This is a genomic window from Lancefieldella parvula DNF00906, from assembly GCF_000758945.1.
Classification (GTDB): Bacteria; Actinomycetota; Coriobacteriia; order Coriobacteriales; family Atopobiaceae; genus Lancefieldella; species Lancefieldella parvula_C.
Genome location: NZ_JRND01000003.1, coordinates 46,588 through 61,751 on the forward strand (window position 1 = coordinate 46,588; position 15,164 = coordinate 61,751).

13 protein-coding genes are annotated in these 15,164 nt (G+C 47.5%); all 13 read left to right on the plus strand.

Going from position 1 to position 15,164, the window contains the following annotated elements:
• Positions 1-79: 79 nt before the first annotated feature.
• The 13 genes from HMPREF1647_RS00245 to HMPREF1647_RS00305 all read left to right on the plus strand — a co-directional run bounded on the left by HMPREF1647_RS00245 (position 80) and on the right by HMPREF1647_RS00305 (position 15,164).
• Positions 80-697 carry an SAP domain-containing protein gene (locus tag HMPREF1647_RS00245; protein ID WP_035430986.1) on the plus strand — a complete coding sequence of 206 codons (618 nt, stop codon included), beginning with the start codon at positions 80-82 and terminating at the stop codon, positions 695-697.
• A gap of 192 nt (positions 698-889) precedes the next feature.
• Positions 890-1,996: a DnaJ domain-containing protein gene (locus HMPREF1647_RS00250; RefSeq protein WP_035430988.1), complete on the plus strand. Its 1,107-nt coding sequence runs from the start codon at positions 890-892 to the stop codon at positions 1,994-1,996.
• 33 nt (positions 1,997-2,029) lie between these two features.
• Positions 2,030-3,223, plus strand: coding sequence for a molecular chaperone DnaJ (gene dnaJ, locus HMPREF1647_RS00255; protein WP_035430990.1), 1,194 nt, complete (start codon positions 2,030-2,032; stop codon positions 3,221-3,223).
• Positions 3,223-4,494 carry a MiaB/RimO family radical SAM methylthiotransferase gene (locus HMPREF1647_RS00260; RefSeq protein WP_035430992.1) on the plus strand — a complete coding sequence of 424 codons (1,272 nt, stop codon included), beginning with the start codon at positions 3,223-3,225 and terminating at the stop codon, positions 4,492-4,494. The genes dnaJ and HMPREF1647_RS00260 overlap by 1 nt, the downstream gene beginning before the upstream one ends.
• An 11-nt stretch (positions 4,495-4,505) precedes the next feature.
• Positions 4,506-5,465: a PhoH family protein gene (locus HMPREF1647_RS00265; protein WP_035430995.1), complete on the plus strand. Its 960-nt coding sequence runs from the start codon at positions 4,506-4,508 to the stop codon at positions 5,463-5,465.
• Position 5,466: 1 nt separating this feature from the next.
• The gene (gene ybeY, locus HMPREF1647_RS00270) at positions 5,467-5,976 is read left to right on the plus strand and encodes an rRNA maturation RNase YbeY (RefSeq protein WP_035430998.1); all 510 of its coding nucleotides are present in this window, start codon (positions 5,467-5,469) and stop codon (positions 5,974-5,976) included.
• Entirely contained in the window at positions 5,976-6,353 is a 378-nt protein-coding gene (locus tag HMPREF1647_RS00275; RefSeq protein ID WP_035431001.1) for a diacylglycerol kinase family protein, read from the plus strand. The genes ybeY and HMPREF1647_RS00275 overlap by 1 nt, the downstream gene beginning before the upstream one ends.
• A 12-nt stretch (positions 6,354-6,365) precedes the next feature.
• The gene (era, locus tag HMPREF1647_RS00280; protein ID WP_035431002.1) at positions 6,366-7,304 is read left to right on the plus strand and encodes a GTPase Era; all 939 of its coding nucleotides are present in this window, start codon (positions 6,366-6,368) and stop codon (positions 7,302-7,304) included.
• A gap of 2 nt (positions 7,305-7,306) precedes the next feature.
• Entirely contained in the window at positions 7,307-8,056 is a 750-nt protein-coding gene (gene recO / locus HMPREF1647_RS00285; RefSeq protein WP_035431005.1) for a DNA repair protein RecO, read from the plus strand.
• A 135-nt stretch (positions 8,057-8,191) separates the two neighbouring features.
• Positions 8,192-8,470 carry a 30S ribosomal protein S15 gene (rpsO, locus tag HMPREF1647_RS00290; protein ID WP_035427641.1) on the plus strand — a complete coding sequence of 93 codons (279 nt, stop codon included), beginning with the start codon at positions 8,192-8,194 and terminating at the stop codon, positions 8,468-8,470.
• Between the two features lie 84 nt (positions 8,471-8,554).
• The gene (locus HMPREF1647_RS00295) at positions 8,555-10,753 is read left to right on the plus strand and encodes a polyribonucleotide nucleotidyltransferase (protein ID WP_035431008.1); all 2,199 of its coding nucleotides are present in this window, start codon (positions 8,555-8,557) and stop codon (positions 10,751-10,753) included.
• Between the two features lie 248 nt (positions 10,754-11,001).
• The gene (locus HMPREF1647_RS00300; protein WP_035431010.1) at positions 11,002-12,666 is read left to right on the plus strand and encodes a ribonuclease J; all 1,665 of its coding nucleotides are present in this window, start codon (positions 11,002-11,004) and stop codon (positions 12,664-12,666) included.
• Between the two features lie 5 nt (positions 12,667-12,671).
• On the plus strand, positions 12,672-15,164 hold the full coding sequence (locus tag HMPREF1647_RS00305) for an FtsK/SpoIIIE family DNA translocase (protein ID WP_035431012.1): 2,493 nt from the start codon (positions 12,672-12,674) through the stop codon (positions 15,162-15,164).

Below are 15,164 nucleotides of genomic sequence, written 5' to 3' on the forward strand. Positions count from 1 at the left end.
GTTAGAAAAATTTATTTGATGCAGTTAGTATTTAATTGATGTTACAAAATAAAATGAATAATAAAAAAAGGATTGAAGAATGGCAGAAAAAAGACCTAGTTTTGATGATATTACATCTTTTGATGAGTTTAATAAGTATTACTGGTATCGTGAAGAACTTATGCAAATATGTAAGTCTTTAGGTTTGGAATATAGAGGTACAAAACGAGAACTCAATTATATTATCGAACAGTATTTTAAAGGTAATTTAATTAAGAAAAAACTTACAAAGAATAAAAAAGTTAATCAAAAAATTGTTACTTTAAATTCACCATTGCTTGAGTGTGGCTTCTCATTTAATTCAAAATTTAGAGAATATTTTTCTTCTTTAACAAAAGTTACACCATTTAAATTTACTGCTGATATGGCTGCTGCTTGGAGAAAAGTTAAGAGAGAGAACAATAGTTCATTTACAATCAGGGATTTGTTAAATGTATATTATGGTGATTCAGATTATGCGAAATACGATAATTCGGCTTGTCAGTGGAATCAATTTTTAAAAGATTTTTGTGCAGATGAAAATAGCTATAGCTATTCCAATAAATTAAAGGTGGCTTCTATTCTTTGGAAAGAAGTTAGAGATTCAAAAGGTGAAAAAACCTACTCGAAAGATTTATTAATTAAGTATGCACTTAAAATACGGGAATATCATAAGTAAACATTTGATAATCTTCTTTACTAGTAGTTTGAAAAAGTCATGAACATATTCGATAGTATGTCGAATTTTTATGTATATAGTTAATGAATATTCTTAATGGGATTTGTGCTGCATTAACTTCAAAACAAGTGGGTACACTTTCAAACGTTCTCATGATGCAGATTTAGTTATGAGTTGAATCGGAGAGATTTCATGGCTGCTATGAACGAAAAGGACTACTACGCCATCCTTGGTGTTTCTGAGTCCGCGACAGCTGAAGAAATTAGAAAAGCTTTTCAAACTAAAGCTCGGAAGCTTCATCCAGACGTCAATAAAGAGCCTGATGCTGAAGAGCGTTTTAAAGAAGTTTCTGAGGCATATGCTGTTCTATCAGATGCCGAGAAACGCCGTCGTTATGACGCAATGAGAAGCGGCTCTTTCTACAGTGGCGGTTATGGCCCCTCTGGTTATCCTGGTGGATCCACGTATGGGGGTTCTCCTTTTGAGGGAGGATTCCCGTTTGGCGATATTAACTTTAATAACTGGACTACTGGATCTCAAAAGCGCTCTCGCGCATATAAGCCTCAGACAGGCGCAGATATTGTCTACGACTTAACGCTGCATGATACAGACGCTAAAAATGGTGTTAAGAAAGGCATCACGTATCAGCGCTTTGTTACTTGTGATACTTGTGCTGGTAAGGGGTCTCAGCATAAAGCTGAGGCAACTACCTGTCCTACCTGCCACGGAACGGGCCATATTGACATTGATCTTTCTTCCATTTTTGGAGTAGGCAAGTTTAGAGTTGATTGTCCAGAGTGTGAAGGCGCTGGACACGTTGTGCAGGACCCCTGTGATGTTTGTGGTGGTTCAGGACGTGTTTTATCTGCAAGTGAGATTATGGTTGATGTACCAGCTAACTCGCATGATGGCGATCAGATCAGAGTTCCTGGAATGGGAAATGCAGGAACAAATGGTTCTGCAACCGGTGATTTTATCGTAAATATTAAGGTCCCTTCAGAGCAGTTGACATTCCGTCAGCGTGCAGGAGCTCGTATTACTGGTATTACTGCAATGCTTTTAGTATTTGTGGCACTTAATTTGAGGTCACCACTTTTTGCCATTGTTTTGATTCCACTTTTGATTTTTGGCATGAGAAATGTTCTTGCAGATGGTGTAAAGATGAACGCTGGTTGGTGGAGAAGCTTTGCAAATGCATTTGTTTCGGGAATCATCAATGGTGCCTTCTACTCAATTATTATTATGACTTTGTATGCTTGTACGGCCGGATTAGGTCATGTCGGCTATATGGGAATTTAGGTTTTAGGTTTTACAAGGGGAGAGTTAGTAAGCGTGGCAGAGAAGAAAGACTTCTACGAGCTCTTAGGTGTTGCTCGTGATGCAGACCAAAAAACAATCAAGCGAGCTTTTCTAAAGCTGGCAAGAAAGCTGCACCCTGATGTTTCTGATGATCCTCATGCAGAAGAGAAGTTTAAAGAGGTAAACGAAGCTTACTCTGTGCTTTCAGATGAGCAAAAGCGCGCCAACTATGACCGTTATGGTGATCCTAATGGTCCATCCGGTTTTGGTGGCGGCTATGTGGATATGTCAGATATCTTTGGCGGTGGTTTTGGCGGCTTTGGAGATATCTTTGATTCCTTCTTTGGCGGCGGCCATGGTGGTCGCGGCGCTGCTCAGCGTACTCGTGGTAGTGATATGGGAATCAGGTTGTCCATTACGCTGGAAGAAGCTGCTGCTGGCGTCACAAAAACTATTTCGTATAACAGACTTTCTACTTGCGATGACTGCAACGGCACTGGTCTTGGTGAGGGCGGAAAAATTGAAGACTGCCCACGCTGTCACGGTACGGGCACGGTAGTCCAGGTTCAAAATACTGTCTTTGGTCAGATGCAGTCTCAGACAGTATGTCCGGAGTGTCAAGGAACAGGCAAGAAGGTTGAGCATGCCTGCGAGATCTGTGGAGGTCAGGGAAGAACCCCTGATCACGAGCGTGTTTCTGTAGAAATTCCTGCAGGTGTTCATTCTGGCCAGTCAATTTCTATTACCGGTAAGGGCGAGGCTGGCGTCAGAGGCGATACCTCTGGTGACCTTATCGTAACCATTGAGGTTTCCCAGCATAAAGACTTTGAGCGCAGGGGAGACGATCTCTTTACTTCAGTTAGTGTAGATTCTCTTGAGGCAATCGTTGGTACTAATATCACCATTGATGGCATTATCAAAGATGAAACTATTGAGATTGCTATTCCTGCAGGCTGTAAGTATGGTCAGCAACTCAGTGTGGCTGGTAAAGGTATGCCTCGCTTGCATACTAAGGCTCGCGGCAACCTTTACGTTCTGGTTCACATTGAGACTTCAACAGGACTGACTAAAGATCAGTTAGAAACACTCACCTCACTTATTGATGAGCGTAAACAAAGTAGTGCTCAAGATACTCAAGATCAGTCACACGCCGATCAATCTGAAGGTAGAGATTCTTCGGATCATAAAGACAAGAAAGCCAAAAAGGCTTCCAAGAAGAGGCGCTAATGGCTCATGGAATTGCGCTCATAAATCTTGGATGTAGAGTTAATCGCGTAGAGCTTGATTTAATGGCAGACTCTCTGCTCCGTATGGGGTGTCGCATTGTTGAAGAGGACGAGGCTCAAGCGATTGTCATCAATACCTGCGCTGTCACTGCAGAAGCTGAGGCTAAGACGAGAAAAACTGTGCGTAAAGCAGCACTTATGCCGGGAGCTCCTCTTGTAGTTGCAACGGGTTGTGTTGCAAGTCTTTTTGCTGATGAACTTGCCTCGCTTGCTCCTAACGTTGTGGTAGAAGCCGAGAAGGACAAAGTTGCAGATAGGGTTCTTGAAGAGCTAGGGTTTGCACCAGAATCCGTAAGCGATGACGGACTCGTCATCTCTAAGCCTACTCCAACAGGTCGTACGCGCCCTGGTATCAAGATTCAAGACGGTTGTGATAACCGTTGCACCTTCTGCATTGTCTGGAAGGCGCGCGGTGCGGGAAAATCCCTCGATCCTCGCGAAGTTGTTTCGCAGGTAAAAGATGCTATGAGCAGGGGAGCTCAAGAGGTTGTTCTTACGGGAATCAACCTTGGCAGCTATAAAGCTCAACTTGAGGATGAGGGCGAGAAAACCCTCAGGCTCCCAGATCTTCTCGAGTATGTGCTTGAAAAAACCGAGGTAGGACGTCTAAGACTCTCTTCTCTTGAGCCACCAGATGTTAATACTCGTTTGGTAGAGGTCATTGCCGCCTCCAACGGAAGAATTGCGCCTTTTTTGCATATCTGTCTTCAATCTGGCTGTGATGCTACACTTGCACGTATGGGCAGGGTGTATAGGACAGAACTTTATCGCAATGCTGTTGAGGAAGCTCGCTCGGTGATGCCAACTATCGCTTTGGGAGCAGACCTGATTGTTGGTTTTCCTGGAGAAACTGATAAAGAATTTGAAGAGTCGTATGAGTTTTGTCGTCAGATGGGCTTTTCAAAGATGCACGTATTTAGGTACTCCAAACGACCTGGAACTCCTGCGGCAACTGCTCCAAATCAGGTAGATCCAAAGGTGATGGCTGAGCGCGCTAAGAAAATGCGTGATTTGGGTAATGCCATGCGCTTTGATGCTGCTAAGAAGCTTGTTGGTACCTGCGATAATGTGGTGGTACAGTATCCTGGTAGGGGAATTTCTGGCGGTCTTTTTGATGTTCAGGTTGATCTTACTATTGAACTGGATGAACTTATCGCTATGCGCTTTGATGAAGTTTTACCTAATGGAACGCTAAAAGCTACTCGTTTGTAAATTGGGGGAACATGGAGCCAACACAGATTCGCTTAACTATTCCTGATTCAGTGGATCCTCTGTATCTCACGGGTCCAGCTGATAGTTTGCTCAGAGAAATTGAAGCGTCATGTGCGGCTCTTATTTCAGTCAGAGGCAAAGCAATCTTTTTGTCGGGAACTTCTCAAGAAATTGAGCAGTTAACGCTTATTTTTTCTCACCTAATTCAAATGGTCGAGTCTGGATCTAGGCCAACGCTTGAAGACGTAAAGTTGCTGCTTGATAGTACAAAAAGAAATGCCAACTTAGAGCAAACGGGAACACGTACCCTGTTTGTAACTCATAAAGGCAAAGCAATTCAGCCTAAAACACAAGGTCAAATAGCGTATACCAAGGCAATTGCAAACAACTCTATAACCTTTGGTATTGGTCCTGCGGGTACTGGCAAAACCTATTTGGCAGTTGCCATGGCGCTTGCTGCTTTGACTTCTCAGCAAATCAGCAGAATTGTGCTGGTAAGACCTGTTGTAGAAGCGGGAGAGTCTCTTGGTTTTCTTCCAGGAACACTTCAAGAAAAGCTTGATCCCTATATTAGGCCACTCTATGACGCACTCTTTGATATGACCTCTATGGAGTACGCAAATAACCTCATTGAACAGGGAATTGTCGAAATTGCTCCGCTTGCATTTATGCGTGGTCGTACTATGAATGACGCATTTGTTATTTTGGATGAGGCACAAAATACCACGCCTGAGCAGATGAAAATGTTTTTGACCCGCCTGGGTTTCTCGTCAAAGTTTGTTATTACCGGCGATGCAACGCAGCGAGACCTTGTGGGAAGAAGTGGTCTGGACGTTGCTCGACAGGTGTTGGGTAACTTGGAAGACGTTGCTTTTGTTGATTTAGATAGAAATGATATTGTTCGCCACACGTTGGTTGGTAAGATAGTTGATGCATACACTGCGTATGAGAAGAAACAGCTAGGGGAGTAACGTGGTTAACGAGTACGACATTGTGATCGAAGAAGGCGTGGAGTCGCCAATTTCTGTGGAAGAGATTGAAGCCGATTGCAATCTTGTACTCTCTGAAGAGGGCGTGGAGCGCCCCTGCACGGTCTCCATTTCTGTAGTCAGTGATGCAGAGATTCAGCAGGTAAACCTTGAGTGGCGAGAAAAAAATGCGCCCACTGACGTTATTTCACTTGAGGTAGAGCGCCCTGATGATCCAGATTTGGCTCCCGGTGAGATGTGTGAGCTGGGCGATATTATTCTGGCTCCTCATTTTATTGCTCGCCAGGCAAAAGAATATGGCACTACAGAGGCAGATGAGTTTAGGCTTATGCTCGTTCATGCCATGCTTCACCTGCTTGGATATGACCATATTGAAGATGATGAGGCAGAGATTATGGAAGCTCGTGAAGACGCTCTTGTTGCTCTGCTTTCAACGGATAGGACTATTGAGCCAGTTGTATTGACTCGCCACCGTGAGGGGATTGACGAGTAATGATTCCGGGATCTAAAGGCAGACATCCAAGCTTTAAGCGCGGCCTTCTCTTTGCACTACAGGGTGCTCGCCAAGCATTTGCTCAGGAAGCAAACCTGCGTCGTATGGCCGTTGCTGCTGCAGTAACCGTGGTGGCGGGATTGTTTGTTGGCTTGGATGCCGTAAGCTGGGCACTTGTCCTTGCTTGTATTGGTGCGGTTTTAACCACAGAACTTCTCAATACAGCAATAGAAACCGTGGTAGATCTGGTTTCTCCAGAGTTTCATCCTATGGCTGGTAAAGCCAAAGATATTGCTGCGGCAGCTTCATGCTGTATTAGCATTACCGCAGCTCTTATAGGACTTTTGATTTTCTCGCGTGCAATTTTTCATTGGTAAGTTGGAGGACATATGACCGCCAATTCAGTTTCTGAAAACACTACATCTGAGGCCACTCCCTTTAGGAGCGGTTTTGTTGCCCTAGTTGGTCGTCCTAGTGTTGGTAAGTCCACGCTGTTAAACGCATGTATGGGCCAGAAGGTGGCCATTGCAAGTCCTGTTGCTCAGACAACGCGTCGTCGTTTTAGGGCAGTGGTAAACGGTGAGAACTCCCAGCTGGTCATTGTAGATACCCCAGGCCTCCACAAGCCCAAAGACGCTCTTGGAAAAGAGCTCAACAAGGCAGCGCTCGGAGAGCTTAATGACGCTGATGTCATTGCTTTTTTGATTGATGCTACTAAGCCTGTTGGTCGTGGAGATGAATGGGTTGCCAATCATGTTGAGCAGGCACATGCCGCCTTTAAGCTGCTGGTTATTACCAAGGCTGACATTGCAACTCCAGAGCAAGTAACAGAGCAGCTTGAGGCTGCACAAGCTCTTGCACACTTTGATGATGTGCTTGTTGTTTCTGCTCCAGAAGACTTCAATATTCAGGCATTTATTGCGCTAGTTTCAGAACATCTTCCTGAGGGTCCCATGTGGTTCCCAGAGGACATGGAGACTGACGCATTGCCAGAAGACCTGGTAGCAGAGTTTGTTCGCGAGAAGCTCTTGTTGAATCTTCGTCAAGAAGTTCCCCATTCCGTAGCCGTTGTTTGCGATTCCTATGAGGTGGCAACAGATGGACACCTCTCTATTTCTGCCACCATTTTGGTTGAGCGAGAAGGACAAAAGGGCATCGTAGTTGGTCAGGGCGGCTCTATGATTAAGCGCGTTGGTGTTGAGGCTAGAAAAGATCTAGAGAAACTGTTTGGTCGCAAGGTTTACCTTGACCTGCAGGTGCGCGTTCAGCCTCTCTGGAGACGTGATGCCAACGAGATTAAGCGCCTGGGCTACTCAACTGAGGACTAGTTGTGCCTGGTAGAAAGAGTGCGCGTCTTAAAGCAATTGTGCTTGATAGAACAAAACTCGCTGAGCAAGATCTCATCTTAACCATGCTCTCCGATTCGGGAGAAGAGCGTCGCGCTGTCGCAAAGGGTGCCAGGAAGCCGGGCGGCCGCTTTGCTGCTCGCGTTGAACTGTTTTGTGAGCTAGACGTGCTGCTGGCAGAAGGTCGCTCGCTTGATATCCTGTCCGAGGCAACGCTGCTTGAGCCGCACGCATCACTGCGCGGAGATCTTTCTAAGGTAGCAGCCGCGTCAGCTATCTGTGAAGTCGCCCGTCTTTCGTGTATCGACGGCGTCGAAGACGCGTTTCTCTATCCATTGCTTTCTAGGGCTCTCAGAGCCTGCGAAGAAGTAGCTGACGAGAAACACTTAGATCTTGTTGTTGCTGCTTATGTGTTTAAGGTTTTGGCACACGAAGGCTGGCGTCCTGAGCTGGAATCGTGCATTGCCTGTGGAGATGAAGCTCTGACGTACTTCTCGCCAGCTGCTGGTGGTGCATTGTGTGGAAGTTGTGCGCATGAGATTGAGGGCGCCATTGAAGTAACTCCACTTGAGCTCTCGTGGTTGTCATCGCTTCTGAAACTTACCTTTGACCAGCTTGTTGTTGCAGAAATTGCTCCAGAAACTGCGCTCTTTTTGCTCACCAGCGCACATATTTGGGCGGCAACACATCTTGAAGCGCGACTCAAAGCATTTGAATTTCTGCTCAGTATCTAGCTGAAGTGTATTTTTACTAGCAAAGTTCACCAGTAACTGGTATCCTCTTGTAGGTTATTTCCTTGTTCTTAGGGGCTAGTCACTGCCGGCTACCTTCTCAGTACAAGGAGTATTCAACGCGAAAGGCGGTTTATTATGGCAGTAACTAAGGATCGTAAGGCTGAGCTCATCAAGCAGTACGGCAAGGACGAGAAGGACTCCGGTTCCGCACAGGTTCAGGTTGCTCTTCTTACTGAGCGTATTCGTCAGCTCACCGACCACATGAAGTCCCACCAGAAGGACTTCCACACTCGTCGTGGTCTTCTGATGCTCGTTGGTAAGCGTCGTCGTCTTCTTTCTTACATCAAGTCGAACGACATTGAAGAGTACCGTACTCTTATTGCTTCCCTGGGTATCCGCGACAACATCCAGTAAGTTGGCTTTTTAGGGCGCCGTCTGGCGCCCTTTATGTTTGAGGCCCGTTTGCAATGGGGCAAACGGAGATAGAAGAGGAAAGAAATGACTAAAGTAACTCACGAATTTGACCTCTACGGTAAGCACTACACCCTTGAGGCTGGTGAGCTCGCAAAGCAGGCAACTGGTGCCTGTATCGTTAAGTGCGGCGATTCCACCGTACTTCTCACTGCAGTGGTTTCCAAGGAGCGTAAGGATTACGACTTCTTCCCACTGACTGTTGATTTTATTGAGAAAATGTACGCAGTTGGTCGCGTTCCTGGTGGCTACCTCAAGCGCGAGGCTCGTCCATCTGAGAAGGCAACCCTTACTGCTCGTATGATTGACCGTCCTCTGCGTCCGTCCTTCCCAGATGGCTTCCGCAACGAGGTTCAAATTGTTGCAACTTCTCTTGTTGCTGATCAGGTAAACGCTGTCGATACCATCTCTGTCATGGGCGCGTCTGCTGCTCTGGCCGTTGGTGGCGTTCCTTTTGAGGGACCACTTGCGTGCGTCCGTATTGGCCGCAATGCTGATACCGGCGAGTTCCTGGTTAACCCAACCTATGAAGAGCGTGATCACTCTGACCTTGACCTTGAGCTTGGCGGTTCTTCTACCTTTATTTCCATGCTTGAGGCTGGTGCAGATGAGATTTCCGAAGAGGATATGCTCTCCGCTATGGCATTTGGTCAGGAAGCAATTGCAGCCTTCTGCGAGGAGCAGAAGAAGTTTATTGCTAAGTGGGAAGAGGTTAACGGCCCTATCGTTAAGCGTGAGTACATCCTTGACGAGCCAATCGCTGAGGTCCATGACCGCATCTTTGCTTACTATGACCAGATGAGTGCTGCTCTTAAGGACGCTGACAAGCAGTCCCGTATGCAGAAGGTTGCTGACCTGATGGACGAGATTAAGGCTCAGTTCACCGAGGAGGAGCAGGAGCTTTGGAGCCGCGCTATTGCCGTTGAGCTCAAGGGTCTTGAGAAGCACGCTATGCGCGTCATGGTTGTTGAGACCGGCGAGCGTGTTGACGGCCGTGTTGCAGACGAGATCCGTCCAATCATGGTCAAGCCTGATTACCTGCCACTTGTTCACGGCTCTGGTCTTTTCCAGCGTGGTCAGACTCAGGTTCTCTCCATTTGTACGCTTGGCATGCTCAACGAGTGGCAGCGTCTTGACACCATTGAGCCAATGGATGGCAAGCGCTACATTCACCACTACAACTTCCCACCATTCTGCACCGGTGAGACTGGCCGTATGGGCAGTCCAAAGCGCCGCGAGATTGGTCACGGAGCTCTTGCAGAGCGCGCACTTCTGCCTGTCATTCCTTCCGAGGAAGAGTTCCCTTACACCATCCGCGTTGTCTCTGAGGTAATGGAGTCCAATGGTTCTTCTTCCATGGCTTCTACCTGCGGTTCTACGCTTTCACTTATGGATGCAGGCGTTCCTCTCAAGCGTCCTGTTTCTGGTGTTGCAATGGGTCTTATCCAGGAGAACGGCAAGACTGTTGTTCTTACCGATATCCAGGGTCTTGAGGACTTCCTCGGCGACATGGACTTCAAGGTCTGCGGTACCACCAAGGGTATTACCGCAATGCAGATGGACAACAAGGCAACTGGTCTTACTCCAGAGATTCTGCGCAGTGCACTTCTTCAGGCTCAAGAGGGCCGTATGTTCATTCTGAACAAGATGCTCGAGCAGATTCCTGCACCTCGTACTGAGACCAAAGAGACCGCTCCACAAATCATCTCGCTTTCTATCCCAACCGATAAGATTCGCGACGTCATTGGCTCTGGTGGCAAGGTTATCCGCGGTATCCAGGAGGATACGGGTGCAACCGTTGACATTCAGGAGGATGGCACCGTCTTTATTGCTGGTACCAATGGTGCTGCTGAGGCTGCTGCAGAGCGCATCAAGGCCATCGTCAAGGTTCCAGAGGTAGGCGAGGAGTACACTGGTCGCGTAGTTGGTCTTCAGCCATTCGGCGCCTTTGTTGAGCTTCTTCCTGGCAAAGATGGCCTGCTTCACATTTCCCGCGTTGCACAGGGACGTGTCGAGAAGATCGAGGATGTCCTGGCTGTTGGCGACGAGGTTAAGGTTCAGGTCCTTGAGGTAGACGAGAAGGGCAAGATTTCTCTTGACCGTCTTGATAAGCCAGAGGCACCACAGGGCGCTCCAAAGAAGGAGCGCGAGGAGCGTCGTCCACGTCGTCAGAACGACAACGGCAACTCTGAGCGTCGCCAGCCACGTCGTCACCACGACGCATAAGGCACACTCAAACTCAATGGGTTTCTCGTCACGCGAGGTCTTATAAAACATGAGGTATTGAAGAGAGCTTCGATGCATGTCGGAGCTCTCTTGTTATTCTGTTGAGATTTTGATTCTTTGGGAATATATAGCGTAATACGTGCAGATTTTTTATATAATTAAACAACATGTAGATTTTGCAAAAAGTCTTATAGACGGCCATTTGGGTTGCGTCTGTCATAGAAAGTTTTTGAAAGGAAAGCGTTTTAATGCCTAAAAAAGACCCAGCTCTTAAAGTCATTCCTATGGGCGGACTTGATGGCATTGGCAAGAACATGACCGTTTTTGAATACGGTAATGATATGGTGCTTGTTGATGCTGGTTTGATGTTCCCAGATGACGAACAGCCTGGTATTGACCTAGTTTTGCCAGACTACACCTATGTACTTGAAAATGAAGATAAGCTTCGCGGTATTTTGATTACCCACGGTCACGAGGATCACATTGGTGCTCTTCCGTACCTGCTTATGGACCTTACTCGTAAGGTGCCAATCTATTCCAGCAAGCTCTCGCTTGGCTTTATTGAAGGCAAGCTTGCTGAGCACAAGATTGTGGGCACCAAGCTTCGTGAGGTTACTGATGGCTCAAAGGTCCAGCTTGGCGCCTTTGACATCACGTTCTTCTCGATGACTCACTCTATTCCTGCAGCTTTTGGTATTCATATGAAGACTCCTGCAGGAACCCTTATTCACTCTGGTGACTTTAAGCTTGATCAGACTCCAATTGATGGCGTGCGTCCAAATTATGCGGCTATCACCAAGTTTGGCTCCGAGGGTCTTGACCTGCTGTTGTCTGACTCAACTAACGCTAATCGCCCCGGTATGACTCCATCCGAGGCTTCTGTTGGTGCGGCGCTTCGTCACATCATTAAGAATGCAACTGGTCGCGTCTTTGTTGCGTCGTTCTCAAGCCACATTCACCGCCTGCAGCAGGTGTGCGATGCCTCTGTTGCGGTAAAGCGTAAGGTTGTTGTTACCGGTCGCTCTATGATTACCAACACAAAGGTAGCGCGTGAGCTTGGTTATCTCAATATCGCAGACAAAGACATCATTGATGCGTACGATGTTGATAAACTCGCAGATGATCGCATTGTTGTTCTGTGCACCGGTTCCCAGGGAGAGCCTCTGAGTGCTTTAGCACGCATGGCAAACGGAGAGCACAAGTCGCTTTCCATTCGTCCTCAGGACACCGTAATCATCTCTGCAACTCCTGTTCCAGGTAACGAGAAGAGCGTTCAATCCATCATCAACGCACTCTCTAAGATTGGTTGTGAAATTTACGACAAGTCAAAGGCACTTGTCCACGTTTCTGGCCATGGTAGCCAGGAAGAGCTCAAGCTTATGCTTGGTATGGCTCGTCCAAAGAACTTCATGCCTGTTCATGGTGAGGCTGTTCACCTGCGTGCTCACGCAGAACTTGCTCAGCAGATGGGCGTTCCTGCTAATCGCATTTTCATTCTTGATAACGGCGACACGCTTGAGATGAGAAACGGCAAGGTTACTCGCGGTAAGACGGTTGAGTCTGGCGTAGTGTACGTTGACGGCCTCTCTGTCACCGACGCTAACCCTGTTGTTCTTCGTGACCGTCAGCGCCTTTCTCAGGACGGCATTGTTACCGCTGTGGTAACCCTTGTTGGTCGCAACCTTAAGCCTGGTGTTGTTGAGATTTCTGGCCGTGGTGTTTCATTTGCCGACGATGACGAGCTTATGAATGACGCACAGAATCTTGTGAGAAATTCAATCGAGAAGGCCTCTAAATCCGAAGGTGCAAACATTGAAGCAATGAGAAAGAGCGTACGCAATGCCCTTTCTAACTTCCTTTGGAGCAAAACTCGTACTCGACCAATGGTTATTCCGGTCATTATGGAGGTATAAGCCCAATGCCCTCTAAACGCACCTCAAACGCAGCAAAAAGAAATTCTAGAAACTCCGCTTCTGCCCAGGCAGTAGGCTTGAGCCCACTGCAGAACGATATCATTGGTGTTGTTCTTGCAGTGGTTGCAATTGCTCTGTTTTTGTCCATTATTGTCCCTTCTAACGCTGTTATTACCAGCGCAATGGGTCATGGGCTCAAGCTCTGTTTTGGTACGGGAGCGCTACTTTTTCCCATTGCAGTATTTGTCTTTGCTATGACCTTCTTTATGCGTGATGATCAGGGAATTTCTACACGTATTGCTATTGGTCTTACGCTTGACGTTCTTGCAGCACTTGCTCTTATTTCACTTAACTTCCCAGGTGCCGAGGCTGCTCCAGATATGCTTCTGGGCACAAAAGTCCTAGAGGCTGCCGGCGGTTATGTGGGTGGAGGTATCGCTTGGGTTTTGCTGCGCTTTGTTGGCCGCGTGGTGGGCAATGTCCTTTTGGTTGGCTTTATTATTGCCGGTGTTGTTATCTGCGGCTTCTCCATTTCTGACATGGTTGAGCGCGTAAGCTTCCGCCTGGATGAAGCGCGCGAGAATCATCGCTATCGCAAAGAAGAACGTGCTCTTGCAAAAGAAGAGGCGCTCTACGCTGCAAATGCTCCACAGCCTGCAAAGAAGCAGGGTAGACGTGGCGCAAACAACCAGTCTTCTCTCTTTGACGAGACTGGTGAAGGGGAGACCACGTATCTGGGCAATCGCAAGACTTCTGTCATTAAGCGTGATGCCCGTCTTTACGAGGAAGAAGAGGCGCAAGAGGATGCAGGAGATGCTCCAACTACGCTCATTGATAAGGCTAAGAATAAGCTTCGTTCTAAGAAGAAAGACCAGCCAGATGATGCAGTTGTCGAGAAAAACGATGTTGCTGTAGCTGATGTTGCTCCTACAACAAAACAGGCTAAACCTAAGAGCAAGGCTAAAACGACGCCCGATTTTCTCGCCACACCGGACCAGCTCAAAAGGCCTGGCGATGACGATGAGTCGTATGAGCTGCCACCATTTAGCATCCTAAAGTCAAACAAGAACTCGGCTACTTCTGCCGTAAGCGATGATGAGCTTGAAGCTACTGCTCAGAGACTCCAGGCTACGCTTGAGGAGTTTGGCCTTTCGAGCCAGGTAGTTGGTTGGACTGCGGGTCCTTCTGTCACTACGTTTAAGATTTCGATGGGCGAGGGCGAGCGCGTCAACAAGATCACCAATCTTGAGGACGATATTGCGCTTTCACTTGCGGCAAAGTCTGTTCGTATTTTTGCACCAATTCCTGGAACTTCTCTAGTTGGTATTGAGATTCCTAATGAGAAAGCCCAGGCAGTCAATTTGGCTGACGTTCTTCCGTTTGCAAAGGGTGGTCCTCTTGAGTGCGCCTTTGGTCGTGATTCTGAGGGCAAGCCAATTGTTGTTGACCTTGCAAGTCTTCCTCACTTGCTGGTAGCAGGTACCACTGGTTCTGGTAAGTCCGTCCTGCTCAACGCCATTGTCATGTCTATGCTCATGCGCGCAACTCCTGAGCAGGTTCGCCTTATTATGGTTGACCCAAAGCGCGTTGAGTTTACGGGTTACGCCGGCCTTCCTCATCTGTATGTTCCAGTTGTTACCGAGCCAAGGCAGGCGGCAAGTGCGCTTCAGTGGGGCGTCACCGAGATGGAGCGTCGCCTTAAGGTATTTGAGCACTACAAAGTGCGTGACATTAAGACGTATAACAGAAATGTTGATGGCGATAAGTACGCTGATATGGAGAATCCTCCAAAGCACATGCCGTACTTTGTTATTGTCATCGACGAGCTTGCTGACCTCATGATGGTTGCTGGCAAAGACGTTGAGTCTTCCATTGTCCGTATTGCTCAGCTTGGTCGTGCTGCAGGTATTCACCTGATTGTTGCAACGCAGCGTCCTTCTGCAGACGTTGTAACTGGTCTAATCCGTGCAAACATCGATAACCGTGTTGCGCTCTCAGTTGATAACTCTTTGAACTCCCGCATTATTCTGGACCAAAAGGGCGCTGAGCAGCTGCTGGGTAAAGGTGACATGCTGGTTAAACTTCGTGGTAAGAAGCCTAATCGCGCTCAGGGTTGCTGGGTCTCTGACGAGGAGATCGAGGAGACCGTTAAGTACATCCGCACTCAGCGCGTGGCCGAATATCATGACAATATCTTGACCGTTGCAACTCCAACACAGGCCGATGGCGCTGGCGGAGTTGGTGGTATGGCGCAGGCAGATGACCCACTTATTTGGGAAGCTGCACGCATTATTGTGGATTCTCAGCTAGGTTCTACATCTAGTTTGCAAAGAGCACTCTCTGTTGGGTATGCTCGTGCTGGTAGAATTATGGATATGCTTGAGGCAAAAGGTGTTGTTGGCCCAGCTAACGGATCAAAGCCTCGAGAAGTTCTTATCGATAAAGATGCTCTTGAAGAGCTCAAAGTTCAAGACGCTGCCTATAGGGAGGTAGAGTAA

What these genes read in the sequence shown, in the direction of transcription:
- HMPREF1647_RS00245 (WP_035430986.1), top strand. Translation starts at nt 80, where the DNA reads ATGGCAGAAAAAAGACCTAGTTTTGATGATATTACATCTTTTGATGAG.
- HMPREF1647_RS00250 (WP_035430988.1), top strand. Translation starts at nt 890, where the DNA reads ATGGCTGCTATGAACGAAAAGGACTACTACGCCATCCTTGGTGTTTCT.
- HMPREF1647_RS00260 (WP_035430992.1), top strand. Translation starts at nt 3,223, where the DNA reads ATGGCTCATGGAATTGCGCTCATAAATCTTGGATGTAGAGTTAATCGC.
- HMPREF1647_RS00265 (WP_035430995.1), top strand. Translation starts at nt 4,506, where the DNA reads ATGGAGCCAACACAGATTCGCTTAACTATTCCTGATTCAGTGGATCCT.
- HMPREF1647_RS00275 (WP_035431001.1), top strand. Translation starts at nt 5,976, where the DNA reads ATGATTCCGGGATCTAAAGGCAGACATCCAAGCTTTAAGCGCGGCCTT.
- era (WP_035431002.1), top strand. Translation starts at nt 6,366, where the DNA reads ATGACCGCCAATTCAGTTTCTGAAAACACTACATCTGAGGCCACTCCC.
- rpsO (WP_035427641.1), top strand. Translation starts at nt 8,192, where the DNA reads ATGGCAGTAACTAAGGATCGTAAGGCTGAGCTCATCAAGCAGTACGGC.
- HMPREF1647_RS00295 (WP_035431008.1), top strand. Translation starts at nt 8,555, where the DNA reads ATGACTAAAGTAACTCACGAATTTGACCTCTACGGTAAGCACTACACC.
- HMPREF1647_RS00300 (WP_035431010.1), top strand. Translation starts at nt 11,002, where the DNA reads ATGCCTAAAAAAGACCCAGCTCTTAAAGTCATTCCTATGGGCGGACTT.
- HMPREF1647_RS00305 (WP_035431012.1), top strand. Translation starts at nt 12,672, where the DNA reads ATGCCCTCTAAACGCACCTCAAACGCAGCAAAAAGAAATTCTAGAAAC.